The organism is Halarchaeum sp. P4 (assembly GCF_051195175.1).
Taxonomy (GTDB): domain Archaea; phylum Halobacteriota; class Halobacteria; order Halobacteriales; family Halobacteriaceae; genus Halarchaeum.
This window is the reverse complement of record NZ_JBNTKC010000002.1, coordinates 294,669-318,892: the sequence shown is the minus strand read 5'-3', so window position 1 is coordinate 318,892 and position 24,224 is coordinate 294,669. Positions and strand designations below refer to the sequence as shown.

At 69.7% G+C, this 24,224-nt stretch carries 26 protein-coding genes and 1 tRNA gene; 18 read left to right on the top strand and 9 right to left on the bottom strand.

From position 1 onward, the window contains the following. The first annotated feature begins 18 nt into the window (after positions 1 to 18). The 3 genes from pan2 (at position 19) to ACQUS8_RS09780 (ending at position 2,278) form a co-directional block, all read left to right on the top strand. Positions 19 to 1,245, top strand: coding sequence for a proteasome-activating nucleotidase Pan2 (gene pan2 / locus ACQUS8_RS09790; RefSeq protein WP_435100277.1), 1,227 nt, complete (start codon positions 19 to 21; stop codon positions 1,243 to 1,245). A gap of 124 nt (positions 1,246 to 1,369) precedes the next feature. After that, complete coding sequence (locus tag ACQUS8_RS09785; RefSeq protein ID WP_435100274.1) at positions 1,370 to 1,846, top strand: pyruvoyl-dependent arginine decarboxylase; 477 nt, start codon at positions 1,370 to 1,372, stop codon at positions 1,844 to 1,846. A 51-nt stretch (positions 1,847 to 1,897) separates the two neighbouring features. Further along, complete coding sequence (locus tag ACQUS8_RS09780) at positions 1,898 to 2,278, top strand: DUF5811 family protein (protein ID WP_435100267.1); 381 nt, start codon at positions 1,898 to 1,900, stop codon at positions 2,276 to 2,278. Positions 2,279 to 2,281: 3 nt separating this feature from the next. On the opposite strand, the gene ACQUS8_RS09775 is transcribed toward ACQUS8_RS09780, so the two are convergent. The 3 genes from ACQUS8_RS09775 to infB form a co-directional block, all read right to left on the bottom strand. After that, the gene (locus ACQUS8_RS09775; protein ID WP_435100264.1) at positions 2,282 to 2,524 is read right to left on the bottom strand and encodes a hypothetical protein; all 243 of its coding nucleotides are present in this window, start codon (positions 2,522 to 2,524) and stop codon (positions 2,282 to 2,284) included. 90 nt (positions 2,525 to 2,614) lie between these two features. Continuing rightward, on the bottom strand, positions 2,615 to 3,703 hold the full coding sequence (locus ACQUS8_RS09770; RefSeq protein ID WP_435100262.1) for a sensor histidine kinase: 1,089 nt from the start codon (positions 3,701 to 3,703) through the stop codon (positions 2,615 to 2,617). A 53-nt stretch (positions 3,704 to 3,756) separates the two neighbouring features. Next, a complete protein-coding gene (infB, locus tag ACQUS8_RS09765) occupies positions 3,757 to 5,550 on the bottom strand; it encodes a translation initiation factor IF-2 (RefSeq protein WP_435100259.1) in 1,794 nt (597 codons plus the stop codon). A 2,312-nt stretch (positions 5,551 to 7,862) separates the two neighbouring features. On the opposite strand from infB, the gene ACQUS8_RS09760 reads away from it, so the two are divergent. Beyond that, positions 7,863 to 8,108, top strand: coding sequence for a PRC-barrel domain-containing protein (locus ACQUS8_RS09760; protein WP_435100256.1), 246 nt, complete (start codon positions 7,863 to 7,865; stop codon positions 8,106 to 8,108). Beyond that, entirely contained in the window at positions 8,108 to 8,566 is a 459-nt protein-coding gene (locus tag ACQUS8_RS09755) for an NOB1 family endonuclease (protein WP_435100253.1), read from the top strand. Before ACQUS8_RS09760 ends, ACQUS8_RS09755 begins: the two co-directional genes overlap by 1 nt. Here the strand turns inward: ACQUS8_RS09755 and ACQUS8_RS09750 are convergent. From ACQUS8_RS09750 to ACQUS8_RS09740, 3 genes are all read right to left on the bottom strand, one after another. Further along, positions 8,563 to 8,703, bottom strand: a complete 141-nt coding sequence (locus ACQUS8_RS09750) for a hypothetical protein (RefSeq protein WP_435100250.1) — start codon at positions 8,701 to 8,703, stop codon at positions 8,563 to 8,565. The genes ACQUS8_RS09755 and ACQUS8_RS09750 overlap by 4 nt on opposite strands. Positions 8,704 to 8,775: 72 nt before the next feature. Further along, the gene (locus tag ACQUS8_RS09745; protein WP_435100247.1) at positions 8,776 to 9,915 is read right to left on the bottom strand and encodes a CPBP family intramembrane glutamic endopeptidase; all 1,140 of its coding nucleotides are present in this window, start codon (positions 9,913 to 9,915) and stop codon (positions 8,776 to 8,778) included. Continuing rightward, entirely contained in the window at positions 9,912 to 11,195 is a 1,284-nt protein-coding gene (locus tag ACQUS8_RS09740; RefSeq protein ID WP_435100244.1) for a glucose-6-phosphate isomerase, read from the bottom strand. Before ACQUS8_RS09740 ends, ACQUS8_RS09745 begins: the two co-directional genes overlap by 4 nt. A gap of 102 nt (positions 11,196 to 11,297) precedes the next feature. Here ACQUS8_RS09740 and ACQUS8_RS09735 point away from each other — a divergent pair, with 102 nt between their 5' ends. From ACQUS8_RS09735 to ACQUS8_RS09715, 5 genes are all read left to right on the top strand, one after another. After that, the gene (locus ACQUS8_RS09735; RefSeq protein ID WP_435100241.1) at positions 11,298 to 11,762 is read left to right on the top strand and encodes a DUF5812 family protein; all 465 of its coding nucleotides are present in this window, start codon (positions 11,298 to 11,300) and stop codon (positions 11,760 to 11,762) included. A 76-nt stretch (positions 11,763 to 11,838) separates the two neighbouring features. Next, positions 11,839 to 12,450 (top strand): metal-dependent hydrolase, encoded by a 612-nt coding sequence (locus tag ACQUS8_RS09730; RefSeq protein WP_435100239.1) that lies wholly within the window; start codon positions 11,839 to 11,841, stop codon positions 12,448 to 12,450. Between the two features lie 96 nt (positions 12,451 to 12,546). Continuing rightward, a complete protein-coding gene (secF, locus tag ACQUS8_RS09725) occupies positions 12,547 to 13,422 on the top strand; it encodes a protein translocase subunit SecF (RefSeq protein WP_435100237.1) in 876 nt (291 codons plus the stop codon). After that, positions 13,423 to 14,991, top strand: a complete 1,569-nt coding sequence (locus ACQUS8_RS09720) for a preprotein translocase subunit SecD (RefSeq protein ID WP_435100234.1) — start codon at positions 13,423 to 13,425, stop codon at positions 14,989 to 14,991. Between the two features lie 71 nt (positions 14,992 to 15,062). Continuing rightward, on the top strand, positions 15,063 to 15,284 hold the full coding sequence (locus ACQUS8_RS09715) for a hypothetical protein (protein ID WP_435100231.1): 222 nt from the start codon (positions 15,063 to 15,065) through the stop codon (positions 15,282 to 15,284). Here ACQUS8_RS09715 and nucS read toward each other — a convergent pair. From nucS to ACQUS8_RS09700, 3 genes are all read right to left on the bottom strand, one after another. Then, the gene (gene nucS, locus ACQUS8_RS09710) at positions 15,277 to 16,056 is read right to left on the bottom strand and encodes an endonuclease NucS (protein WP_435100228.1); all 780 of its coding nucleotides are present in this window, start codon (positions 16,054 to 16,056) and stop codon (positions 15,277 to 15,279) included. The genes ACQUS8_RS09715 and nucS overlap by 8 nt on opposite strands. A gap of 72 nt (positions 16,057 to 16,128) precedes the next feature. After that, a complete protein-coding gene (gene rnhB / locus ACQUS8_RS09705; RefSeq protein WP_435100225.1) occupies positions 16,129 to 16,776 on the bottom strand; it encodes a ribonuclease HII in 648 nt (215 codons plus the stop codon). Beyond that, positions 16,773 to 18,071, bottom strand: a complete 1,299-nt coding sequence (locus ACQUS8_RS09700) for a tRNA pseudouridine(54/55) synthase Pus10 (RefSeq protein ID WP_435100222.1) — start codon at positions 18,069 to 18,071, stop codon at positions 16,773 to 16,775. Before ACQUS8_RS09700 ends, rnhB begins: the two co-directional genes overlap by 4 nt. A 100-nt stretch (positions 18,072 to 18,171) precedes the next feature. On the opposite strand from ACQUS8_RS09700, the gene ACQUS8_RS09695 reads away from it, so the two are divergent. The 8 genes from ACQUS8_RS09695 to tgtA all read left to right on the top strand — a co-directional run bounded on the left by ACQUS8_RS09695 (position 18,172) and on the right by tgtA (position 24,218). Beyond that, positions 18,172 to 19,176 carry a DUF7544 domain-containing protein gene (locus tag ACQUS8_RS09695; RefSeq protein ID WP_435100219.1) on the top strand — a complete coding sequence of 335 codons (1,005 nt, stop codon included), beginning with the start codon at positions 18,172 to 18,174 and terminating at the stop codon, positions 19,174 to 19,176. Between the two features lie 45 nt (positions 19,177 to 19,221). Next, a complete protein-coding gene (gene trmY, locus ACQUS8_RS09690; protein ID WP_435100216.1) occupies positions 19,222 to 19,818 on the top strand; it encodes a tRNA (pseudouridine(54)-N(1))-methyltransferase TrmY in 597 nt (198 codons plus the stop codon). A gap of 217 nt (positions 19,819 to 20,035) precedes the next feature. Next, positions 20,036 to 20,108, top strand: a tRNA-Pro gene (locus ACQUS8_RS09685). Between the two features lie 153 nt (positions 20,109 to 20,261). Next, positions 20,262 to 21,011 (top strand): DICT sensory domain-containing protein, encoded by a 750-nt coding sequence (locus ACQUS8_RS09680; RefSeq protein ID WP_435100213.1) that lies wholly within the window; start codon positions 20,262 to 20,264, stop codon positions 21,009 to 21,011. 37 nt (positions 21,012 to 21,048) lie between these two features. Beyond that, positions 21,049 to 21,771 carry a hypothetical protein gene (locus ACQUS8_RS09675; protein WP_435100210.1) on the top strand — a complete coding sequence of 241 codons (723 nt, stop codon included), beginning with the start codon at positions 21,049 to 21,051 and terminating at the stop codon, positions 21,769 to 21,771. Between the two features lie 57 nt (positions 21,772 to 21,828). Next, on the top strand, positions 21,829 to 22,044 hold the full coding sequence (locus tag ACQUS8_RS09670) for a hypothetical protein (protein WP_435100207.1): 216 nt from the start codon (positions 21,829 to 21,831) through the stop codon (positions 22,042 to 22,044). Positions 22,045 to 22,086: 42 nt separating this feature from the next. Then, complete coding sequence (locus tag ACQUS8_RS09665) at positions 22,087 to 22,680, top strand: NUDIX hydrolase (protein WP_435100204.1); 594 nt, start codon at positions 22,087 to 22,089, stop codon at positions 22,678 to 22,680. A gap of 50 nt (positions 22,681 to 22,730) precedes the next feature. Then, complete coding sequence (gene tgtA / locus ACQUS8_RS09660) at positions 22,731 to 24,218, top strand: tRNA guanosine(15) transglycosylase TgtA (protein WP_435100201.1); 1,488 nt, start codon at positions 22,731 to 22,733, stop codon at positions 24,216 to 24,218. Positions 24,219 to 24,224: the final 6 nt, after the last annotated feature.

The following is a 24,224-nucleotide window of genomic DNA, read 5'->3' as shown; positions in this document are numbered from 1 at the left end:
CGTAGCAGGGGCCAACGGATGTCTCGTAGCCCTACTCTACCAGACCGGCCGACGCTCGAGCTCGACCCCGAGTCGAGCCCCGAAGAACGGCTGGCGGCGCTCAGGGACCACCTTCAGCAGCTCCTCGACGTCAACGAACAGCTCGAGGACCAACTCGAGGCGGTCCGGGACCACCGCGAGGACCTCCGGGAGGAAGTCGACGAGCTTCAGCGCGAGAACGAGACGCTGAAGACCGCGTCGCTCTACTTGGCGACGGTCGAGGACCTCTCCGAGGACGGCGCGGTCGTCAAACAGCACGGGAACAACCAGGAAGTCCTGACTGAGGTCTCCGACCGGATGCGTCAGCGCATCGAGGTCGGCGACCGCGTCACCATCAACGACTCGTTCAGCATTCAGGACGTCCTCGACGCGGAGACGGACGCCCGCGCACAGGCGATGGAGGTCGACCAGTCGCCGTCCGTCCGGTACGAGGACATCGGCGGTCTCGACGACGAACTCCGCGAGGTCCGCGAGGCCGTCGAGGACCCGCTCGTCAACCCCGAGCAGTTCGAGCAGGTCGGCGTCGAGCCGCCGAGCGGTGTCCTCCTGTACGGCCCGCCGGGTACGGGGAAGACGATGATGGCGAAGGCCGTCGCGAACGAGACGGACGCGACGTTCATCAAGATGGCCGGCTCCGAGCTCGTCCAGAAGTTCATCGGCGAGGGCAGCCGCCTCGTCCGTGACCTCTTCGACCTCGCCGAGCAGGAGGAGCCCGCCATTCTCTTCATCGACGAGATCGACGCCGTCGCCGCCGAGCGGACGGACTCGAAGACGTCCGGTGACGCGGAAGTTCAGCGGACGATGATGCAGCTCCTCAACGAGATGGACGGCTTCGACGAGCGCGGCGACGTCCGCATCATCGCCGCCACCAACCGCTTCGACATGCTCGACTCCGCCATCCTCCGGCCGGGCCGCTTCGACCGCCTCATCGAGGTGCCCGAGCCGGACGTCGAGGCCCGCGAGCGCATCCTCGACATCCACACCCAGGGGATGAACCTCGCCGAGGCCGTGGACTACGCGGCGCTCGCCCGGAAGACCGAGGGCTTCAGCGGCGCGGAACTCGAGTCGCTCACCACGGAAGCCGGCATGTTCGCCATCCGCGACGACCGCGACGAGGTCACGATGGCGGACTTCGAGGACGCCCTCGCGAAGATTCAGCGCGAGGAGGAGTCCGGCGTGCCCGGTTACGCGGCCTACGTCCAGTAACGCGACCCGTTGGTCCTCGTTCCTTCACGCTTTCTCGACGGTTTAGTCCGGCGTCGCCCTCGTCGTGTTCCTGCGCTCGCTCGCGTAGCGAATCGCTTACCCTCGTCACCTGCCTAACGGGCGTATGAACACCATCAACGTCGTCTGGGGGACCGGGACGGGCCCGACGGCGATGTCGGCGTACGACGCCGCGCTCGCGGACGCGAACGTCCACAACTACAACCTCGTCGCCGTCTCGTCGGTGATTCCGGCCGAGGCGACGGTCGAGGCGGTCGGCATCGCGCCGGATCTCGGGCCGGCCGGGAACCGGCTGAACGTCGTGGAGGCGCACGCGAACGCCGCGGGGCCGCGCCACATCTCCGCGGGCCTCGGGTGGACGAAGGCTCCCGACGGCCCCGGCCTCTTCTACGAAGTCGCGGACGAGACGGACCCCGACGACGTCGAGGCGCGCGTGCGCGCCGGCCTCGACGCGGGCCGCGAGTTGCGCGACTGGGACTTCGAGGGCGAGCAGGTCGCGACGACTGACATCGAGGTCGAGTCCGGCGAGTACGCATCCGCGGTGGTCGTCGCCTGCTACGGCGAGAGCGAGTCGATCCTCTGAGGGTCGCCGGTGGGGGAAGGCCTTTCAACTGCGTAGCCACTAGTTGAGGCCATGAACGGCAACACGCCGTACGCCGGACCGGGTGGGGACCCGACGAACGAACCGGACGCCGAGCTGACGCCGGAGCAGCGCCGCGCGCTGCGGGACAGCCTCGCGCGCATCGCGGCCCAGACCCGCGAGTACCTCCCCGACGAGTACGTCGTCGGCGCCGAAATCGGGAACGGGCGCGACGGTGCGCGCGCCACTGTCGCCGTCCGGCCGCCCGCCGGCAACCCCGTCAGCGCGGGCTTCACGCCCGAGTTCGACGAGGGGGACTCCGACCTCGTGCCCGCCGAGGAGCGTGCGGAGGTCGCACAGGGACTGGCGGCATCCGCGGCGCTACAGGTGAAACAGGCCTTCCAGAAGCGTTCTGACGACCCGATAGCGAAATAAGACTTAGCTCGCACTCCGCCCGCCACCACGACGCACCGGCGGGTCGCCGAAGACGCCGTAGCCGACGGCGAGGAGTGCGACGAGACTGCCGACGCTGACGCCCGTGCGAGCGCCGACGCCGGCGAACACCCCCGCGAGAAGGCCGGCGATGAGCGCGAGGGGGACCACGGCGAGCACGAGGTCGTGCCGCGTCGCGGTCGGTTCGCTGGCGATTCGGTCCGCGAGTTCGGCGTCGTCTCGACTCACCGTTTTTCCCTCCAGCCACCCGTTAGGAGTGCTAATGACGAAAATTTTACGGACGGAGAGGATTCGAGACGCGTTCTCGCGACCGTTCCGTCACTCCTTACGCGCGGGGAGGCGGAGGACGAGACGGTTCGTCTCGTCGGCCGTCCGCTCGAACCAGAACTTGCCGTTCGACTCCTCGACCGCCCACTTCACCGTCCAGAGGCCGATGCCGTCGGCGTGCTCGAGCGCCGTCTCCTCGGTCTCCTGCAGGACGACGCGTTGCGTGCCCGGCATCTCCGGGCCGTCGTCGACGAGGACGACTTCGACCTCGTCGTCCACGACGCGGCACGTGACGTCGAACGTCATGTCCGGCGGCGCACCCGCGAGCGCGTTGTCGATGACGATGTCGAGCGCGACGTCGACGAGCCGGTGTGCGTCCGCGACGGCGTCCGTGTTCACGTCCGCGTGAAGGTCGATGTCGGGGTGTTCGCTGCGGACGTCGTCGATCCGGTCCGCGAGGTGCTCCCCGACGTTGATGGGCCCCGTCGCGTCGTTCTCGAGGAGTTCGGCGACGAGGCGGGCCTGTGAGGTGACGCCGACGAGTCGGTTCGCGCGCTCGCGCAACCCCTCGAGTTCGTCGGGCTCCGACTCGAAGTGGTCGCCGATCACGTCGGCGTAGCCGAGAATGACGTTCAGGTCCGTGCGAACGTCGTGTCTGAGGACGCGATTGATGACCGAGAGGCGCTGTGCGAGGCGACGCGCGTCCTCGCTGGCGGCCTCCTCGCGGTGTCTGGCGTCGAGTCGTCGCGTCTCCGCGTACGCGACATAGAGGCCGACGATGTTGCCACCGACCACCCACATGACGGAGGTGAAGACGGGTTCGACGACGTGCGCGCCGCGTGCGATTTCGATGAGGAACGTCGCCGCGCCCGCGCCGCCGAGGAGGACGCCACCCGCGAGGAACCACTTGCAGAACAGCCATCCACACGGCGGGTCGTCGTCGCGTCGCTGCACCCAGTGCCAGACGACGGCGAGGGCGACGACGAGCGCGACCGTTGGCACCCAGCCGACGATGTCGTCGATGGCGGTTTCGTGGGCGGCGTGTCCGTGGAGGACGTGCGAGAGGTTGTACGCGACAAGCACGGCGCTCGTCGCGCCGATAACTGCCCATCCCGCTCGCGAACGCCTTCGGGCGTCCATCCTGACAGGGTGACGCCGTCGAAGGGGGTAAAAATTCCGCCCGCTCGGGCCGCCTATTTCCCCCAGAAGGGGTCGCGTTTCCGCTGGGTTTCGAGGAACTGGTTGAGGGATTCGCGCTCGTCGAGCGGAATCTCCTCGAGGAGTTCCTGCTCGAGGACTTTCGCGTGTTTCTCGGGGAGGTCGACCCAGAGTTCGTCGCCCTCGTCGATGTCGCGACCCACAGTCGGGCCGTCGATGCTGACGGCAACCTCGTTGCCGGCGCGGACCTCGTCGACGTCCTCGCCCTGGTCCTGGATGCCCTTGACGACGCCGACGCGCTGGATTTCGTTGCCCTCGAAGTATCCGACGGGTGTGTTGCGCTTGAGGGTGCCCGAGAGCACTTCGACGCCGACGACGGCGGGGTCGGACTGGCGGAAGACGTGGTCCTCGAGGATGCGGAAGCGCGCGGGTCGCATGACGTTCTCGAAGACGGCTTCCTTCTGCCGGCGCTCGATTTCCTCGACGAACTCCTCGTACTCCTCGACGAGCTGGTAGATGACGTCGCTCTCGAAGATTTCGACGTCGTCCTGCTCGGCGCGCGTCGCGGCGTCCGAGAGGACGTCGACGTTGAAGCCGAGGATGGCGCGGTACTCCTCCTCCTCGACGGTGGTCGCCATCGCGACGTCGCGGGGCGCGATGTCGCCGACTTCCGCGCGCATGACGGGTATTTCGGCCTCCTCGAGGGCGTTCGCCATCGCCTCCAGGCTACCGAGGGTGTCGGCTTTCACGACGACGCCCTCCTCGCCGGTGTCGACGGCGACTTCCGCGAGTTCCGCCTGCACGTCGGCGATGACGTCGTCGAGGTCGCGGTTACGGACGACGCGGACGGGCGCGCCCGCGATGGCGTCGTCGAGGTCGGGCGCGGCGATTTTCACGCCGGCCGCGGCCGCGATTTCGTCGACTTTCTCGAAGCGGTTCTCGGTCCGGATTTCGGCGAGCGGGCGCGGTTTGAGGAGCGCGCGGACGTCCGTGACGATGGGGCCGTTGACGCCGCCGACGACGACGGTGTCGTCTGCGCGCACGGTGCCGTCGTAGAGGATGACGTCGAGCGTCGTCCCGAAGCCCCGTTCCTCCTTCACCTCGAGGACGGTGCCGGCGCCGGGGCCGGTGACGTCGATTTCCATGTCCTCCTTCATGTAGCGCTGTGCGAGGCCCATGAGGACGGCGAGCAGGTCGGGGATGCCCTCGCCGGTCATCGCCGACACCGGGACGACACCGACGTTCGAGCGGAAGTCCTGGACGCGCCAGTAGAAGTCGGAGGTGAAGCCGGCGTCGGAGAGTTCGCCGATGATCTCGTAGAGCTTCTCGTTGAACTGCTGCTCGACGCGCTCACTCTGGGCTTCGAGCGTCTGCTGGATGGGGGCGTCCTCGTGGACCTGCCAGCCCGGAATCGTGTCGACCTTGTTCGCGGCGACGACGAACGGCGTCTCGGAGTCCGCGAGGATGCGGATGGCCTCCTCGGTCTGCGGCTGGAAGCCGTCGTTGACGTCGACGACGAGAATCGCGATGTCGGCGAGCGCACCCCCCCGAGAACGCAGCGTCGTGAACGAATGGTGTCCCGGCGTGTCGATGAAGAGCAGGCCGGGGAGGTCGAACTCGGCGGGGTCGACGAGGCTCCCGGCGACTTCGCCGACGACGTCGAGTGGCACCGCGGTCGCGCCGATGTGCTGGGTAATAGCGCCCGCTTCGCCCTCGATGACCGTCGAGCCGCGGATCTTGTCCAGTAAGCTGGTCTTCCCGTGGTCGACGTGGCCGAGCACGGCTACGATGGGAGTCCTGAGACCCCCGTGTTGTGTGTCCTCCGACATTGAAACCCACTCCAGAACGGCTGTTACCCGAAACCAGAAGGTAACGACAGGTAAATCCCTCGCATCCGCCGCCGGGCGACGAAGTCGCACGACGTGACGCCGCCCACTTTTATTTCGCAACCGTGTATGGTGTAATGTCTGGGTGGCACCGGCCGCCGTCCTCGTTCCGCCGGCGAGCCACGCCGGAACCGTCGTCACCGTCTCGGCACCGTCGTCGCCGTCGCGTTTCGTCCGCCCCGACGGTCGTGTCCGTCGTCGTCCCGACCTGCGAGTCCCCCAGTATTTCGGGGCCGCGGGAGCCGGGCGGCGACGCCACGCGATCGAACGGGCGGCCGGGCGCACGTCGCCGCCGGCCCGCCGTGTCGCTGGCGTCCGTGTTCCGGTGTCGGCCGTCGGCGGGCGTCGGATGGCGGCACCGACCGCTCAGTCCGCCCGGCGCCGCGGAGCGCGCCCGCCTCGGTGTGAGCGCATCAGGCCCGCGTGACGCTGCGAACCGCGTCCGCGTGACGTCACGAACGACGTTCGGGTGGCGCCCGCCATGGCGCCCGGTCGGCGGCCCGACACCGCCCGTCCGTGTGGCGGCACGTCGCCGCCGGGGAGTGGCCCCGGTCCGGCCGTGGGTGCGACGCGCCCGACGCGGTACCCACGAACCGTCCGCTGGCCCCGTCGAAGGCCCGGTTCGCGAGGACGTCACGCTCGCCGTGCTGGCCCCACGACACCACGCGCCCGTGGTCGCACCACGTACACCCGAGCGCGGCCGGCACCCGACACCCGAGCGCCTCGCGCCTCGCGCGACGCTCGTCACCGTGCCCGTGCGACGCCACGGAAAACCGCTCCGGGCGACACCCCGCACACCTGTCCCGCGCGACACCGCGGCGCCAGCACGACCGGACGACACGCACCGGCCACCCGCGCTGGCACCCGGCCGTCGGCGCCGGCGCGAGCCACACGAGTTGGAATCCGTCGGCGAACGCCGTCGCCGGCCGGGAAATGACTGTCCCGCGCGGCCATCGCGGCCCGTCCGACCGTCGCCGTCGGCCCACCGTGGCGCGAGCCACCGTGCGCCGGCGACGCCGGCCGTCGGGAGACCCCGCGACGACGCACCCCGTGGCACTCCGCCGCGACGACCCGTCATCGGGGGGCCGAGTCGGCCCACGCCGTCGCGTGCGCCGACGAACTGGCCCGTGCGACGCCACGCGAAACCGCTCCGCGCGCCACCGCGACGGCGACACGGTAGGTCGCCCGCGGGCGCCCATCGAGGCACCCGCGAACTGGCCGGGGTAGCGCCCGATGAAACGCTCGGCTTGCGGCCCGTCACCGTCCCGGTGGGGCGAGACCCCCGCTCGGGACCGCGGCACGCCCGCGCGCCGGCGAGGGACGCCAGTCCGCGCCCGCCGCCCGGAGTCGGTTCCGGACGGTTCGGCCGCGGCTCGGCAACCCGCCGGTGCGCGTCGCGCGACACGGCTTGACTCCCGTGCCGCGTCGCGTGCCGCGACGCCGCCCACGCTGGTCCCGTGGACACAGTCGGGGGACCCCCCCGACCCGTCGCCGCCTTGGCGACGTGACGACTCGACTGGTGTCCGTCAGCACGCACTCACGGTGGCTCCGTGTCTCGTGACGTCCCGAACGCCGCTCATACGGCGTGCTCGGTGCGTCCCGACTCGCCCGGTTGGCGCCCGTGGTCGCGCCCGGAGTGGCACCCCGAAACCGTGTCCGTGCGGCGCGACGACACCGCGCCCGGTGTGACGGTCCGACACCGACCGTCCGCGTGGCAGTGCGCGCCCTCTGCCCGGGTTGGCGTCCGAGACGGCCGCCCGCCTCGCACTCGTCACCGTGCGCGCTCGCGGCCGTACCCGCGCGTCCGCCGCTCGTCACGCGGCCGGGGTGGCACGAGGGTATGTCCTCGACGCGCCGCCAGGGAGACCCGGCGGTGCGCCCCGTCATCACCGCCCGCCCGGCCCCACGTCACGGGCCCGCTCGTGGCCGTACCCACGCGGGCGGGGACCCGTTATCACCTCCGGGCTCGCAGCCCGCCGCCACTGCGCGTGGTGACGTCACGTCACCATCCGCCGTCCGCTCGTGGACGGCGGTCGTCCGTCCGCACCGCCGGGTTCGTCCCGGCGGTGCGGCCTCCGCGGCCCCTTCTCGGGTCCGTGGGGACTCGCCCTCCGTCCGGTTTCGCCGGTGGGAGCGGGCGTTCGGACGCCGTTCGTGCTCGCCCCACGCAAAACGGCGCGGGCTGGCACCCCGTGGTACCACTGCCGTTCCGTACGCCGCGGATTTTAAGAGGACAGCCTGATTCAGAGACGGGTATGTCCGACATCCTCGCCGAGAACCTCTCCGGGAAGGCCGTCATGGGCTCCGATGGGACGGAACTCGGGATGCTCTACAACATCACGATGAACCTCAAGAGCGGGTCGCTCGTCGACCTGCTCGTCGAGCAGACCGAGGAGACGAACCAGATTCAACTCGACTTCCCGACCGACGACCGCGGGCGCTACCGCATCCCCGTCGGGCGCGTGCAGGCCGTGAAGGACTACATCGTCGTCAAGCGATAGTGTACGTCCTCGACTCGTCCGCGTTCATCGACGAGTACGACGCCGACGGCCCCGCGGCGACGATTCCGGCCGTCCGCGAGGAGCTGAAGGACGCCGCGAGCTACCGCTTCGACGCCATGGAGGGCGCGGGCATGACCGTCCACGCCCCCGACGAGGTGTCGGTGCGTCGCGTCCGGGACGCCGCCTCGCGGACCGGCGACCTCGACGTCCTCTCCGAGACCGACGTGCGGGTCATCGCGGCGGCGCTCGAACTCGACGCCGTCCTCGTCACGGACGACTACGCGATGCAGAACGTCGCGGACGCCCTCGATGTGGACGTGGACTCCATCGCGAAACAGGGCATCTCGGAGCGCCGCGACTGGAACTTCCAGTGTCAGGGCTGTGGGCGCGAGTTCGACGAAAAACGGGAGCGCTGTCCGGTCTGCGGGTCGTCGCTGGCGCGGAAGAACCCGAACTAGGGGCGCTGTGCCTCTTCGAGGCCCGCCTCGACCAGTTGCCGAAGCACTTCCTGTGGTGGGACCTCGTACTCGCTCGCCAGACGCTCGACCTCCGCGACCGTCGGGTCGTCGTAGAGTGCGGAGAGCTTGCGAGCCATCACTTTTCAGTACGCGAGTTTCTCGGATAAAAACTACGGCAGCGGAGCGCGTGCCGTCCGTCTGACGCTGTCTCAGCTGACGGACGTGTAGAACAGTACGCCGAACTGGACGGCGTCGTAGCCCCCGTGGGTGAGCGCCGCCGCGACGACGCTGTCGGTGCGCTCGTAGACGACCCCGAGGACGAGCGAGACGAGGAAGAGGCGCGCGAGCGTCGCGAACACCACGGCGGACCCGGCGCTCGGCGAGGCGTACGCGGGCAGGTGGACGAGCGTGAAGACGAGACAGCCGACCACGACGGCGCCGTGGCGCGAGAAGGCGTCGTAGAGGCGCTTCTGGACGACGTTGCGCATCAACAACTCCTCGCCGGGGCCGACGAAGAGCAACGAGATGGGGACGAGCAGGAGGCCGAGATAGGGCGCGTTACGAATCTCCTCGACGGTGCCGTGGGAGGCGCTGGGGATGCCGAGTGCGGAGGTGACGGCGCTTCCGGCGAGGAGGACGGCGAACATCCCGACGAGGCCGCCGGCAGCCCAGAGCGCGTCGCGCCGCGAGAAGCGGACGTCGAAGTAGCGCAGGGGCCTGCGCGTCAGGACGACGTAGCCGAGCGCGGTGAACGCGAGCGCGATCGCGAACCCGGACTGGGCGGCGGCGATGCGGACGACGGTCGGCGGGTCGAACGCCGAGGCGACCGAGACGACGACCACCTGGACGAGCGCGCCCGCGACGAGGCCGAGGACGGCGACGCCCGAGACGGCGGCGCCGACGCGCATCCGACGGCCGATGCCCGACGCGTCGATGGCCGCGTAATCGGCGACTGCGCACCCGAGCGCGGCCACGCCGAGCGCGAGACCGGTCGGCACGCCGAGTCCGACGGCGTCGCCGGTGTCCCGCACTTCGGGCAGGACGAACGCGGCGGCCGCGCTCGCGGTGAACAGCGCCGAGAAAGCCCCGGCGACGAGCGACCCGGGGCGGCGTTCGACGAGCACGCGGCGGCGCGCGTAGAAGGCGACGGTCGCGACGAGCGCGAGCACCGCGGGCCCGGGGTGGACGCCCGCGACCCTTGAGAGCGGGAGCGCGGCCGTCCACGGGAGGCCGGCGGACGCGACGCCGAGGCCCGCAGTAAGGAAGCCGAGGTCGGCGGCGAGACTGCCGGACGCGCGCTCGTCGCCGTCGCTCTCGCCAGCCGTCCCGTCGCTCGCGTCCGCGCTCATTCCCGGGTGACGGACAGCGTCTCCTTCTCGGGGAGGGCTTCCTCGCCGCGGAGGATGCCGCGCGCGACCTCCTTCCCCCACTCGACGGCGGGCTGGACGAACGTCTCCACCTCGTAGAGTTCGCCCGCGAGCACGGTCGCGGCCTCCATGCCGAAGAGCAGTCCGCCGAGCGATTCGGCGTCCACGCGCTCGATTTCGACCCGAACGTTCGGGAGGCCGACGTCCGCGAGGCTCGCCTCGGTGGCTTCGAACTCGGCGTCGCGTAGTTCGCCGAGCGTCGCGCCCTCGAGGTAGTCGAGGCCCTCGAGGTCCGCGCTCGGAATCGGGACGTCCGGCCCCTCGCGGGCGCGGACGAACGTCACGAGTTTGTCGTTCGGGCCGGCCCGATAGAGCTGGAGCTGGCTGTGCTGGTCGGTCGCGCCGAGCGCGCGCACCGGCGTCTGCCCGAGGCCGTCCTTTCCGAGGCTCTCGGCGCTCAGCTGGGCGTACCATTCTGCGTAGGTCTCGAGAGACTCGTGGTAGGGCATCACGACGTTCGCGTGCGCACCCCGCGCGTCGAGCGCGTAGGTGAGCGCGCCGTAGGCGTACGCGGGCGTCTCGAAGAGCGACCCGGAGAGGGCGTCGCGCTCGGCGCGCGCACCGCGGAGGGCGGCCTCGATGTCGACGCCGAGAATCGCGGCGGGTGCGAGCCCGACCGTCGAGAGGACGGAGAAGCGCCCCGGAACGCCGTCGGGGACGGCGAGGACCGGGAGGTCGTGTTCGTCCGCGAGGTCGCGGAGGTTGCCCGACTCGCCGGTGGTGACGAGCGTGCGCGCCGTCCAGTCGACGCCGGCGTCCTCGTAGGCGTCCCGGACGACGAGGAAGTTCGCGAGCGTTTCGGCGGTGGTGCCGGAGCGAGACACGACGTTCACCGCCGTCGTTTCGAGGTCGAGGTCGGCGAGGAGCGACTCGACGTCCGCGGGGTCGACGTTGTCGAGGTAGTACGCCTCCCCGTCCGTGTCGAGGGCGTCGGTGAGCGTCGCGGCGCCGAGACTACTCCCGCCGATGCCGACGGTGAGAACGGTGTCGGCGTCCGTGAGCGGTTCGACGGCGTCCCGAATCGCGGCCGGGTCGACGCGCTCGGGGAGGTTCAGCGCGGCGTATCCGAACTCGTCGTCGGCCATGCCCGCCTCGATGCGTTCGTGGGCGTCTGCGACGCGCTCGTCCAGTCGGTCGAGGTACGCTCGGGGTACACCGGGGGTGGCGACGCCCGCGAGGGCGTTGCCGATGTCGACGTCCATACTGCATCCTCCGACGCGCGAACCAAGAGGGTTGTCCATATCGTGTGCGACGCCACCGCACGCGTCGAAACCCGGAAAAGCGCGAATCCCCTACCGGTCGCCATGAGCGAGAAGACGAGCACGTTTCTGGTGACGCACGCTGAGGAGGGTTCGGCGATGCTCTCGGACGTCCACGGCGGGCAGGTCCACACGCTCTCCGACAACCCCGGCGTTGACGTCGGCGAGGTCGTCGAGGCCACTGTCGCGCCCGACCCGCCGATGGACGTGACCTACTCCGTCGTCGAGGTCGAGGACCGATACACGGTCGACGTCCACGCGAGCGAGGAGGACCCGACCCAGCAGGCCCACGAACTCGCGGAGGGCCTCTCGGAGGGCGACCTCGCAACCGCGGAGCGCGCCGGCGACGGCGAAATTCACGTCCTCGCGGTCCCCGAGGAGCAGACGGAGGCCGCCGTCGAGGACGTCGTCGAGGACATGGCGACCGTCGAGCGTGCCGCGCGCGTCGGCGCGAAACGCGTCGAGGTCCGCAGCGAACCCGGTCTCGTCAACGTCCGCTACCTCCCGTAGAGTCTCGGCCTTCTCTGTTACTCAGTATCACGGACGACGATAGGGTTTTATTCTGACCTCTCCTAGAGAACGGTATATGATGGCGACCACGCACGCGCTCGTCGGCCTGCTGCTGGCCGCCGGCGCGAGCGCGCTGACGGGCGAGAGTTCGCTCATCGTGGCGGCCGCCGGAATTCTGGGTGGGGTCTTCCCCGACCTCGACCTCTACGCGGGCCACCGCAAGACCCTCCACTTCCCGGTCTACGGGTCGCTCGCCGCGGTACTCCTCGTCGCCGGCTACCTCCTCATAGGCGGGCCGCTCGCACTCGCCGCCGCGCTGTTCGCCCTCGCCGCCGCGGTTCACGCCGCGAGCGACGCGCTAGGGGGCGGCCTCGAACTCCGACCGTGGGAGGGGACGAGCGAGCGCGCCGTCTACGACCACTTCAACGGCGTCTGGTGGCGCCCGCGCCGTCTGATTCGCTACGACGGCGCCCCCGAGGACGTCCTCCTCGGCGCCGCCGTCGCAGTCCCGGGCTACCTCGCCTTCGCGGGCCCTGTCCAGACGTTCGTCCTCGTCGCCGTCGGCGTCTCCGTCGGGTACGCCGCAATCCGCAAGCCGATGGTCGCGCTCGCCGAACGCCTCGTCGCGGCGACACCTGCCCCGGTCCTCGACTACGTCCCCGAGCGTTTCGTTCGGGACGTCCGCTGACCGCGCGACGTCCACGCCCGGAAGCGCGTCAGACGGCCGTCGGACCGCCGAGATAAGCGAAGTCTTATCCGAAACGCCGTCGCTATTCGAACGCATATGCCCTCGTTCGACGTTCCGGAGGTGGACTACACCCGGTACTCGAACCGGCAGCTCGCGGCCGTCCCGCTCGGCGTGCTCGCGGTCGCGCTGCTGGTGCTCGCCGTGTGGTACGTCCTCCACGGCACCCCAGTCCCGCTCGGTATCGCATTCACCGGCGGGACCGAACTGACGATTCACGCGACGTCCGCGCAAGCCGCCTCGCAAGACGCGGTCCGACAGGCGTTCTCTACGCCCATCACCTCTATCCGCGCGATTCCCTCGCAGAGCGGTACCTACCTCGTGACGTTCGGTCCTGGCGTCGACGTCTCCGCGCTCCAGCAGCAGGCGCAGGCCGCGAACTACGAGGTCGTCTCGGTCTCGAGCACGTCCGCGACGTTCGGCTCGAGCACCCAGCAGCTCGCCCTCTACGGCCTTCTCGGCTCCTTCGTCGGGATGGCCGTCGTCGTCTTCGTGCTCTTCCGGACGTTCGTCCCGAGCGCCGCCGTCGTCCTCTCCGCGTTCGGCGACATCGTCGTCCCGCTCGCGCTCATGGACGTCTTCGGCATCCAGCTCTCGCTCGGCACCGTTGCCGCGCTCCTCATGCTCATCGGTTACAGCGTGGACTCCGACATCCTCCTCACTAACCACGTCCTCAGGCGCTCCGGGAGCTTCTACGAGAGCGTCCGCCGGGCGATGAAGACCGGTGTGACGATGACCGTGACGTCCATCGCCGCGATGACCGTCATGACGATCGTCGCGTTCGTGTTCGGCATCGACCTCCTGACGAGCATCGGCCTCATCCTCGTCTTCGGCCTTCTGACCGACCTCGTGAACACGTACATGCTCAACCTCAGCCTCCTTCGCTGGTACAAGTTCGAGGGGGTGAGCCGATAGATGGCGCCCGACATTCGTGAGAACTGGCGGGTCGCCCTGCTCATCGTCCTCCTCATCGGCAGTCTCGGTGCCGTCTTCGTCCCCGGTGTCGCACCCGTCACCGGCAGCAGCGCCACCGCCGCGGAAGGCACGACGAACCTTCAGTACGGCCTTCAGCTCTCCGGCGGGACGCGCGTCCGCGCGCCCGTCGTCGGGCTGACCGCCGAGAACGTCCAGCTCCCCGCCGACCAGCAGAGCCAGAACGACATCTCGCAGACGGTTGCCCAGAACCTCCCGAACACCACTGTCTCAGACGTCCGCCTGCGCGTCTACCAGAACACCTCCGACACCGTCGAGGTGTTCACGAACGTCACGAAGACGCAGTTCCGCTCCGCGCTCTCCGAGGCGGGCGTGCAGGTGCGTGCACAGGACGTCCGTGACGGCGTCACCGAGCAGACCCGCACCGCCATCGTCGACACGCTCTCCTACAAGGTGAACTCGCTCGGGTTCTCCGGCGCCGAAGTCACCGTCCAGTCGACGCCGGGCGGCGAGCACTTCGTCGTCGTGGAAGCGCCGAACGCGAACGTCTCCGAGGTCCGCCGACTCGTCAGCAGTCGCGGGAACGTCCGCGTCGTCGCCTACCACCCCGCGAACGCGAGCGCGCAGGTGAACCACACCGTGCTGTCGAACGAGCAGCTGCAGGCCGCCCAGATCAGCGACCCGCAGAGCCAGCGCGGCGTCCCCGTCGTCCCCATCACGCTGACTGACAGCGCCGCCCAGTCGTTCGCGAACGACATGAAGCGCTACGGCTACACGCGGGAACCCGGCGTCTCGAACTGCCAGTACCCGAACGGCACGCCGGGCAACGAGTACTGCCTGCTGAACGTCCGTGACGGCGAAGTCGTCTACTCCGCCGGCATGGGGCAGGACCTCGCCGACTCCATCAACAACGGCGACTTCATGCAGACGAAGACGTTCGTCCTGCAGACGACGTCGATGAGCCAGGCCCGGCAGGTCGCCGTCGACCTGCGCGCCGGTGCGCTCCCCGCGCCCCTCGACATCGAGTCCGGGACGATTTACAGCATCGACGCGTCGCTCGCCGAGCGCTTCAAGCCCCTCTCGTTCATCACGGGCCTCTTCGCGGCGCTCGCGGTCAGCCTCGTCGTCTACCTCCGCTACGGCCGCGCGAAAGTCGCGCTCCCGATGCTCGTCACCGCGCTCAGCGAGGTGGCCATCCTGCTCGGGTTCAGCTCGCTCGTCGGCCTCTCGCTGAACCTCTCGCACATCGCCGGGTTCATCGCGGTCATCGGGACGGGGGTGGACGACCTCGTCATCATCGCCGACGAGGTGACGACCAAATCCGTCTCCTCCGAGCGGGTCTTCCAGAGCCGATTCCGCAAGGCCTTCTGGATTATCGGCGGCGCGGCGGCGACGACCATCATCGCGATGTCGCCGCTCGCCGTCCTCTCGCTCGGTGACCTCCGCGGGTTCGCGCTCGTCACCATCCTCGGCGTCCTCGTCGGCGTGCTGCTGACGCGGCCCGCCTACGGTGACATCCTGCGCTACCTGCTCACCGACGACGGCAAGTAACGCGGCCGAACGCTTTTCTCGCTCTCCTCACACGTTTCCTGTATGCCCTCCAACAGCTACGAGGAAACGTATTGCGCGACGCGCTCCGGGACACCCTCCTCGACGTCGTCGCGACGGCGTTCGCGTTCGTCGTCGCGCTCGCGTCGCTCTACGTCGCGGTCTACGGTGTGATAACTGCCGTCGCCGGTATGGCGTCCTACGGCGCCCTCCTCCTGTCCGCACTCGCCGGCCTCGCCTTCGTCGCGTGCGTCGGCGGCGTCCTCCGGCTCTGGCGTGTGTGGCCGTTCAGTTGAAGTCGGCGAGCGTCGCGTCGGTCACGCTCGTCGCGTCCGTCTCGAACTCGGGGAGCGCGACGAACTCGAGGCCGGCGTCGCGACAGGCGCGCTTCACGCGCTCGGACGCGGAGGGCGCGACGAGCATTCCCCGAACGTCGCGCTCCGCGGTGTCGACTTCGCCGTCGTCCTCGTAGAGGCTCACGTAACGTTTGAGCTGGTCGAAGTGGGTGAGCGTCGCCTGCACGCGCTTTACCTCGACGACGACGGGCGTGCCCGTGCGGTCCATCGCGTAGAAGTCGATGAAGCCGTACTTCGTCTCGCGCTCGTGCTCGACGACGCGCAGGCCGTCCTCGAGGCTGTCCGGGTTCGCCTCGATGAACTCGTGCATCTCCTTCTCCGTCCCGGACTCCTCGTACTCGGCGGCGTCAGAGGCGTCGAAGCGCGTCAGCCCGTAGGTCTCGTGAATGCGGACTTCGACGCGCTCGCGCGGGTTGACGCGGCGCGCGACGACGACGGGGTCTTCGGACTCCTCGGAGACGGTCGTGATGACGGTGCCGCCGGAGGGCATCCAGTTCACGGGCTTGTGCTTGGTGGGCTGGTGGACGAGCAGCGTCCCGTCCGGCTTCGCGACGAGCAGCCGGTCGCCCGGCCCCAGAAACCCGCTCGTCCGGCCGTCGTACTCCACCTCGCAGTTGACCTCGGCGGTCACCACTGCCCCTTCGTGGAGCGCGGTCTCGACGACCTTCGCCACCGTCGTCGCGTCCGGCGACTCGTACCGTTCGACTCCCATTCGTCTCTCCGGAGGGACGCGAGCCCTATATAAACCCACGACCGCGATTTCTTGCAGAACTCGAGAAGATGACTAAAACGCGTCGAGCGCCGACTGCTCCGCCGCCGCGAGGACGTCCGCGGAGGTCTGCCACGACTCGCGCGCGCAGTCCGGGAGGTCGCTGGTCGCCTCGACGTACGCCCGGAGGAACTCGCGCGTGGTGGGGTCGCTCGGGTAGCCGCTCCCGACGTCGCCGTAGTCGGCGTACGCCTCGGCGATGTCTTCGACGTGCCGGTCGCGTGCGACCTTCGCGACGATGCTCGCCGCGCCCACGATGGCGTGCGCGTCGTCCGCGCCGTGCTCTGCCGTCACGTCGACGTCGGTGGCCACACGCTCCGCGACGCGGCGGCCGAAGCGCTCGGCGTCCACGTCACCGCCGTCCACGACTCCGGCGAGGCCGTCCGCCGCGACCTGCGAGAGCGCCTCGGCCTGCGCGTCGACGGTCAGCGTGTTCATGTCCGTCTCCGGGTCGTCGATGCGCTCGACGGGGATTTCGGCGACGCCGACGTCGGCGATCGACCGAATCTCCGCCTCCAGTTCGGCGCGGCGCGCGGGTGTGAGCTTCTTCGAGTCCCGAATTCCCTCGGGGAGCGCGTCCGGGTCGCAGGCGACGGCCGCCGCGAACATCGACCCGAGCACCGGGCCCTTCCCCGCCTCGTCCACGCCGAAGCGCCGCGTCATTTCTCGTCGTCGCTCTCGATGAAGAAGTCGGGGTCCTCGAAGGCCTCGTCCTCGCCCTCGACGGCGAGCACGTCGAGTTCCGTCACGTGACACGGCACGCCCACCAGCCCCGCGAGCGACGGCTCCGTCCGCCCCTCGTCGCTCGAGACGAGCTCCTTGATGTAGAGGCCGCCCTCGCCGTGTATTTCGACCGTTGCGTGCGTCTCGTCCTCCAGTTCGCCCGACACCGCATAGGCCTCCCGAACCCGGGTCTTCGCGGCGCGCCGATGGGAGACGCGCTCGGGCGTGTTCTGCTCGATGGTCGCGCCGTCGAGTTCGGCGAGCGCGTCCTGCAGCGTCTCGTCGTCGATCGGCTCGTCGAACTGGACGCGCGCTTGGTAGGTCTTCGAGGCGTCGAGTTCCTTCACGCGCTCGACCATGTCGTAGGTCGCGAGGCGCAGGCCCTCGACTTCGACCTTCCCGTCCGCGGTCTCGTTGATCTCCTCTTCGAGGGCCTCGACGTCGGGGAAGCGTTTCTTCGGGTGTTTCACCTCGACGACGAACGGCCGACCGGTGCCGAGCATCTTCGCGTCGATGTCCTCCCGGCCCGCACCGTGGAAGGAGGAGTCGTCGCCGTCCATCGCCTCGAGAATCGGCGGCGAGACGAGCTGCTCCACCGACTCCTCGTACATGTAGCCCGTGCCGTCGCAGTGGATACAGTCGTCGCCCCCGCGCCGGCCCGTCCCGTTGCACTCCCGGCACGGCCACTCCGTCTGCGGAATCTCCCGGGAGAGCTTCCGGTAGCGCCCGTAGACGAACGCCGGGTTCACCTGCACGTCCACGGACTCGTCCTCGACGTCGAGGACGAAGAGGACGTCCGGGCGCTCGAAGTCGACCTCGGTGTCGGTGAGGCGACCGACGCGCTTGCCGACCTCGCGGTTGAACTCCGCCTTGAACGGCTCGCCGCCCTCCTCCTCGAGGCCCGCGCTCTCGCGGAGCAGGCGCTCGTTCTCCTCGACGAGTGGCGGCGCGCGCGTCCCGACCTGATAGGTGCCGAACTCGACGCCCGCGACGCCGTCGGCGGCACGCCGTGCCCACTCGTCGAACGTCGCGCTCAGGCCCTCGCAGACCCAGCACTCCTCCGTCTCGACGGGCTCGTGCGGGTCGTCGTCGGCCAGCTCGACGCTCACGCGCAGCGCCTTCCCGCGCTCGGCGTTCGTCAGGCCGAAACTCCGGTCCGCGAACTGCCGGCCGAGACAGGCGTCGCACACCGGCCCGTTCTCGACGACCGCTCGCGCGTCCTCCAGAATGCTCATACGCGACGTATCGGCGCGCTCCGGGACGAACCCTTCGGTCCGTCGCCGCCTCGGCGCGCCGGCACAACGGCTTTCCCGTCACCGCCGAAATAGGTCCCCGATGTCCCTCCACGCAGTCGACGATGTCACGGACGCGCTCTCGGTGACGGGCGCGTTCCTCCACGAATTGCGTCCCCGCGACTGGCTGAAACTCGCCGTCGTCGCCCTCCTCACGGGCGGCGCCAGCAGCGGCTTCTCCGGGTCGAGCAACCTCGACACCGGCGGTACCGGCGGCAGCACCGACGTCGGCATCCCGAACGCCTCCCTCGGAGACCTGCTCACCATGGTCCCGCTCTGGGTGTGGGCGTTCGTCGCCGTCGCCCTCCTGCTCGGGTTCGCGCTCGCCGTCCTCGGGTCGATACTGGAGTTCACGTTCGTTGAGGCGCTCCGCACCGGCGACGTCGAACTCCGACGCACCGTCGCCGAGAACTGGGGGAAGGGCCTCCGGCTGTTCGGCTTCAACCTTGTCGTCACAGTCCTCGTCCTCGGGTCGTTCGCGCTCGCTGTCCTCCCGCTCCTCGTCGGCCTTCGGCTCGGGGCCGCCTTCCTCCTGCTCCTCCCCGTCGCCGTCGTCCTCGCGCTCGTCGCCGCCATCGTCTCCGGGTTCACCCGCGCGTTCGTCGTCCCCATCATGCTCCAGGCGGACGTCGGCGTCCTCGCCGGCTGGCGCCGTCTCTGGAGCGTCCTCCGCGCACACCCCAAGGAGTACGGCGCCTTCGTCGTCGCCAACCTCGTCCTGACGCTCATCGGCGGCGTCGCTGTCGCCATCGCCAGCGTCGTCGTCGCCATCGCCGTCTTCATCCCGGTCGGCCTCGCCTTCGGCCTCCCGTTCGTCCTCATGGGCGCGAGCGGCATCGTCGCGTGGGTGTGGCTTGCCGTCGGCGTCGTCGTCGGCCTCCTCGCGTTCCTCCTCGGCGTCGGCCTCGTCTCCGCGCCCGTGCAGGCCTACCTCCGCTACTACGCGCTCCTCCTGCTCGGCGACACCGAACCCGACTTCGACCTGCTTCCCGAGCGCCGCGCCGCCGCGCGCGAGGAGGGCGGGGACGGTGACGCCGCGGCCGCCTGAGCGCGAACCCGGGGCGTTGAAACCGCCGCGGCGCCTCCCATCGGTATGCGCCACTTCGTCGTCCACGGCCACGACGCACCCACGACGGCCGACTTCGACCTCTCCGACCTCGCCGGCGGCGCGGGCCGCCTCGACGTCCTCTGTCGCTGCGTGAACGCCGCCTTCTTCCTCTCGCACGGCATTCGGGAGGACGTCCGGGCCTCGCTCGTCCTCGACGACGAACTCACCGTCCGCTTCGAGGGCTCGGAGCTGCGCTACCTCAACCCCGACGAGCGCAATATCGCGGGGATGCTCCGCAAAGCCATCGACGCGAAAGGGAAGGCCATCGGACACCGCGAAGCCAACCCCTCGCCCGGCGTCTACGTCTCCAAGCGCGGCTTCGAACCCACCCTCGAGGCCGCCGCGCGCGACGGCACCGTCGTCCAACTCCACGAGGACGGCGCCCCCCTCGCGGACGTCGCACCCCCCGAGAATCCGGTCTTCGTCCTCTCAGACCACCACGACTTCACCGACGAGGAGGAAACCCTGCTCGCCGACGCCGCCGACGAGCGCGTCCGCGTCGGCCCCGAGATTCTCCACGCCGACCACACCATCACCGTCGCCCACAACTACTTCGACACCGAGGGCTTCACGAGCTACTGAGCGTCGGCCTCGGCGGCACCATGGAAGCCGCCTGTCGCGGTGTCCGCGAGGACGGCGGGCATACCATCGGCATCGTCCTCGGCGACTCCCCGGCTGCCGCTGTCGCCCACCTCGAGGACTGGTACGAGGGGTGAACATACGGCACGGGCATACCAACCTCCTGCCACAGCGACCCTTTCGGAAGCGTTAAAGGCGACCAACCCGTCGTTTCGGGTGCGGGCCGGTGGGGTAGCTTGGTATCCTTCGGCCTTCGGGTGGCCGTAACCGCGATTCAAATTCGCGCCGGCCCACTTCTCCCGCATTCAAAATCGAGAAGCCGTGCGTCCGTGTTTATCGGTCGTGCTTCACTGCTCGTCCTCCGACCGAGCGACGCGTCCGTTCGCGCGTTCAGCTGTTGACCTGCCACGAACTATTTTTACTCGTCTCCCGAACCTGTCGTCGGGATGCCGATTTCGAAGTTCATCGACGATATCGACGCGCCGCGTGCCTCCCTGGTCGTCGTGAACCGTGACCAGCCGGTGCCGGTCCAGCGCATGCTGGAGCGCCTCTTCGAGGACCAGCCGGTCGCGGTGTCGGAGGCGGAACTGCCGGAGGACGAGTCGGACGTGGTGTTGTTGGTTCGCGACGGCGAGGTGGTGGCGTCGTCGCCGCTGCCGGCGGTGATGGACGCGGTGCTGTTGGTGAACTCGGACCTGTTCACGTCGGGGGCGCGCGAGCTGTCGGAGGCGGAGTTGCCGGACGTGCTGGCGGGGTTGGAGGAGACGCGTTTCGACGTCCAAGGATACCCGGAGGCGGAGAAGGACAAACTCCTGCTCATCGCGGTATCGCGCGCCATCGAGCGCGAGGCGTGGTTGGCGGGGGAGGGGCGACTGCGGACGGCGTTCCAGAACCTCTCGCGTATCAACGACGAGTCGGGGACGCGGGCGGTTTACGAGACGCTCGCGGGGACGGACGTGGACGTCCACGTCTACGGGATGCCGGACTGGGTGCCGCCGATGGAGTTCGAGGTGACGACGCATGCGGGCTACAAGCCGGACTTCCGGAAGAGCTGGTTCGTGGTGTTCCGCGGGCCGGGTGGCGTCGGGTCGGCGCTAGTGGCCTATCAGACGCGCCCACGGCGCTGGTCGGGGTTCTGGACGAGTCGGGACGCCCTCGTCGAGAACGTCGCGGACTACGTCGCGTACCGGCTCTGAGCGTGAACGCTATCCGCGTCCGTCACCAGGGTCGGGTATGACCGAAGGCCTCGATGTGGAGGTGCCGTCAGCGGAGGAGACGGCGGCGGAGCGCGACGCGGTGGTGGCACGGGTTCGCGAGCACGCGGGCCGGCTGGCCTACGAGCTCGCGCGCCTGCAGGGCGGCGACTACGGTCGCCGGACGTTCCGGGTTGAGGGCGGCGAGTGGACGCTGAAGTACGAGGCGGGCGACGTGGACTTCCTGCGCTTCGAGGGCCGCTCGGGGCTCGACGTCTACGTCGTCTCCTCGAAGGCCAAGCCGGACGCGACCGAGTTGGCGTCGGCGATGAAGCATTACGAGGACTTCGTGGCGGCGTTCGCGGAGTACGTCGACTCGCTCGGGGGCGTGCTGGACGACGTGCCCGACGAGTTCCCGGCGGTGGCGTCGACCGGCGAGGTGGCGGCGGAGCGCGACCGTATCGTCGGGCGCATCGAGGACGCCGCCGACCGGATGGCGTCGGAGCTCCACCGCGTCGAGCCGACGGACTACGGGACGTTCACGGCCACGATCGACGGGACGCGCTGGGAGTTGAAGCGTGAGGAGGGGCGGGCCTCCTACGTCCGGGTTGGGGGCGAGGGCGGCGTCTACCTCGTCTCGCAGTACTCGCCGCCGTCGCCGGGTGACGTGCGGAAATATGCACCCGGCTTCCGTGGGTTCGTGGCGGCGTTCAACGAGGAGATCGCGGAGTTGAGCGAGTCGCTCGACGGCGTCGAGCTCTAGCGCACGGGCGCGTCGTCGGCACGGCCCTTCTTGTCGCTGCTCCCTGTCAGGTAGCCTATGGACCCGCTCGTCAGAGTGCTCGCCGCCCTCCTCGCCGTCTGCGGCGCCGCGGGTGCGGTCGTTCCGGTGCGCGCGAACCGCCTGTTCTCGGTGGGCGTGCTCCGCGAGCACTGGGAGGACCCCTCGACGGCGCTCGTCGTGTCCGCCCGCGTGCTGTGGGCGCTCGTCGCCGTCATCGCGGGCGACGCCGCGCTCACCGGCACCGTCCCCTGAAACCGAAATAGCGAGGGGCGTTGCGCCCCGAGTCCGCATTCGATGAGCGACGAGGCCGACGACGCCGACGACGCCACCGACCCGCTTGCGTGGGAGACGACCGACAGCGACGTCGCCTACGACTGTCCGGGCTTCGACATCGTCCACGAGGAGGTCGTGCTCCCGGACGGCACGGAGAGCGACTTCGACTTCCTCGATGACGCGCCGGCGGTCGTGATTCTGCCGCTCACACCGCAGGGCGACGTCGTCGTCATCGAGGAGTGGCGCCAAGCCGTCAAGCGCGTGAACCGCGGCCTCCCGGCGGGCGGCGTCGAGGCGGCGGACGCGGACCTCGCGGCGGCTGCGCACCGCGAACTCACGGAGGAGACGGGCTACGAGGCCGAGCGCGTGGAGAAACTCGCGTCGTTCGAGCCGGCGAACGGCGTCACGAACGCCCGCCACCACTACTTCGTCGCGTACGGCTGTACCCCCACGGGGAGTCAGGACCTCGACTTCAACGAGGACATCCGCGTCGAGGAGACGACGCGCGACGACTTGCGGGCGGCGCTCCGGCGCGACGACCTGCGGGACGGCCGGGCGGCGCTCGCGCTCCTCTACTACGAGGCGTTCGGCCCCGAGGCGGAGTTCCGCTCCTGACCGCGCGCACAACACAACCCTTAGCCGTTCTCCACACGACGTTCGAGCCAATGAGAGACGTCTTCGAGATTCGCGCGCAGGACGCCGGCGGCCGCATCGGCGACCTGCACGTCCCGCGCGCGGACGTGACGGTGGAGACGCCCGCGCTCCTCCCCGTCGTCAACCCGAACATCATCACGGTCGACCCGTCGCGCTTCCCGGAGTTCGGCGCGGAGATGCTCATCACGAACTCCTACATCATCAAGCAGGACGAGGACCTCGCCGAGCGCGCGCTCGAGGAGGGCCTCCACGAGCTGCTCGGCTTCGACGGCGCCATCATGACCGACTCGGGTTCCTTCCAGCTCTCCGAGTACGGCGAAATCGAGACGGACACGGAGGAAATCCTCCAGTTCCAGCACGACATCGGGAGCGACGTCGGCACGCCGGTCGACATCCCGACGCCGCCGGACGTCCCGCGCGAGCAGGCCGCGGAGGAGCTCGCGGAGACGCAGGCCCGCCTCGAACTCGCCGAGACCGTCGACGTCGGCGACATGCTCGTGAACGCGCCCGTGCAGGGCTCGACCTACCCGGACCTCCGCGAGGAGGCGGGCGAGCACGCCTACGGGACGAGCCTCGACGTCTTCCCGGTTGGCGCGGTGGTGCCGATGATGAACGACTACCGCTACGACGACATGGCGCGCGCCGTCGCCGGCGCGAAACGCGGCCTCGGGCGGGACGCGCCCGTCCACCTCTTCGGCGCCGGCCACCCGATGATGTTCGCGCTCGCCGTCGCGCTCGGCTGTGACCTCTTCGATTCGGCGGCCTACGCGCTCTACGCGCGCGACGACCGCTACCTCACCGTCCACGGCACCGAGCACCTCCCGGACCTCGACTACTTCCCCTGTTCGTGTCCGGTCTGTGCCGAGCACGACCCCGAGGAGGTCCGCCGGATGCCGGACGCGGCGCGCGAGGAACTGCTCGCCGAGCACAACCTCCACGTCTCCTTCACCGAACTCCGCCGCGTGAAGCAGGCGATTCGGGACGGCGACCTGCTCGAACTCGTGGAGGCGCGCGCACACGCCCACCCGCGGACGCTCGATGGCTATCGGGCGTTCCTCGACCACGCGCGCCAGTACGAGGAGAGCGACCCCGCGAGCAAGGACACGTTCTTCTACACCTCCAGCGAGTCCGCGCGCCGCCCGGAGGTGCTGCGCCACCGCGAGCGCTTGGAGCGGCTCTCCCCGGAGGGCCATGTCCTCCTCACCGAGGGGCCGCGCCACGACGGCTACGACGACTGCTGGCACGTGAAGCCCCCGTTCGGCCCCTATCCGCGCGAACTCTCCGAGACCTACCCGCTCACCGCCGAAATCCCCGAGAACATGGACCGGTCGGGCTACGAGGCGGCCGCGAAGGCCGTCGCGCGCCTCGCCGGCGAGCACCCGGACGCCGCGTTCACGCTCGCCCACGAGTCCTGGCCGCAGGACGCCCTCGACTACGTGCCCCCGCGCGTCTCGCTCGTGGACCTGCAGGAGGAGTACCTGGAGGGGCCCGAGGAGTAAGGCAAG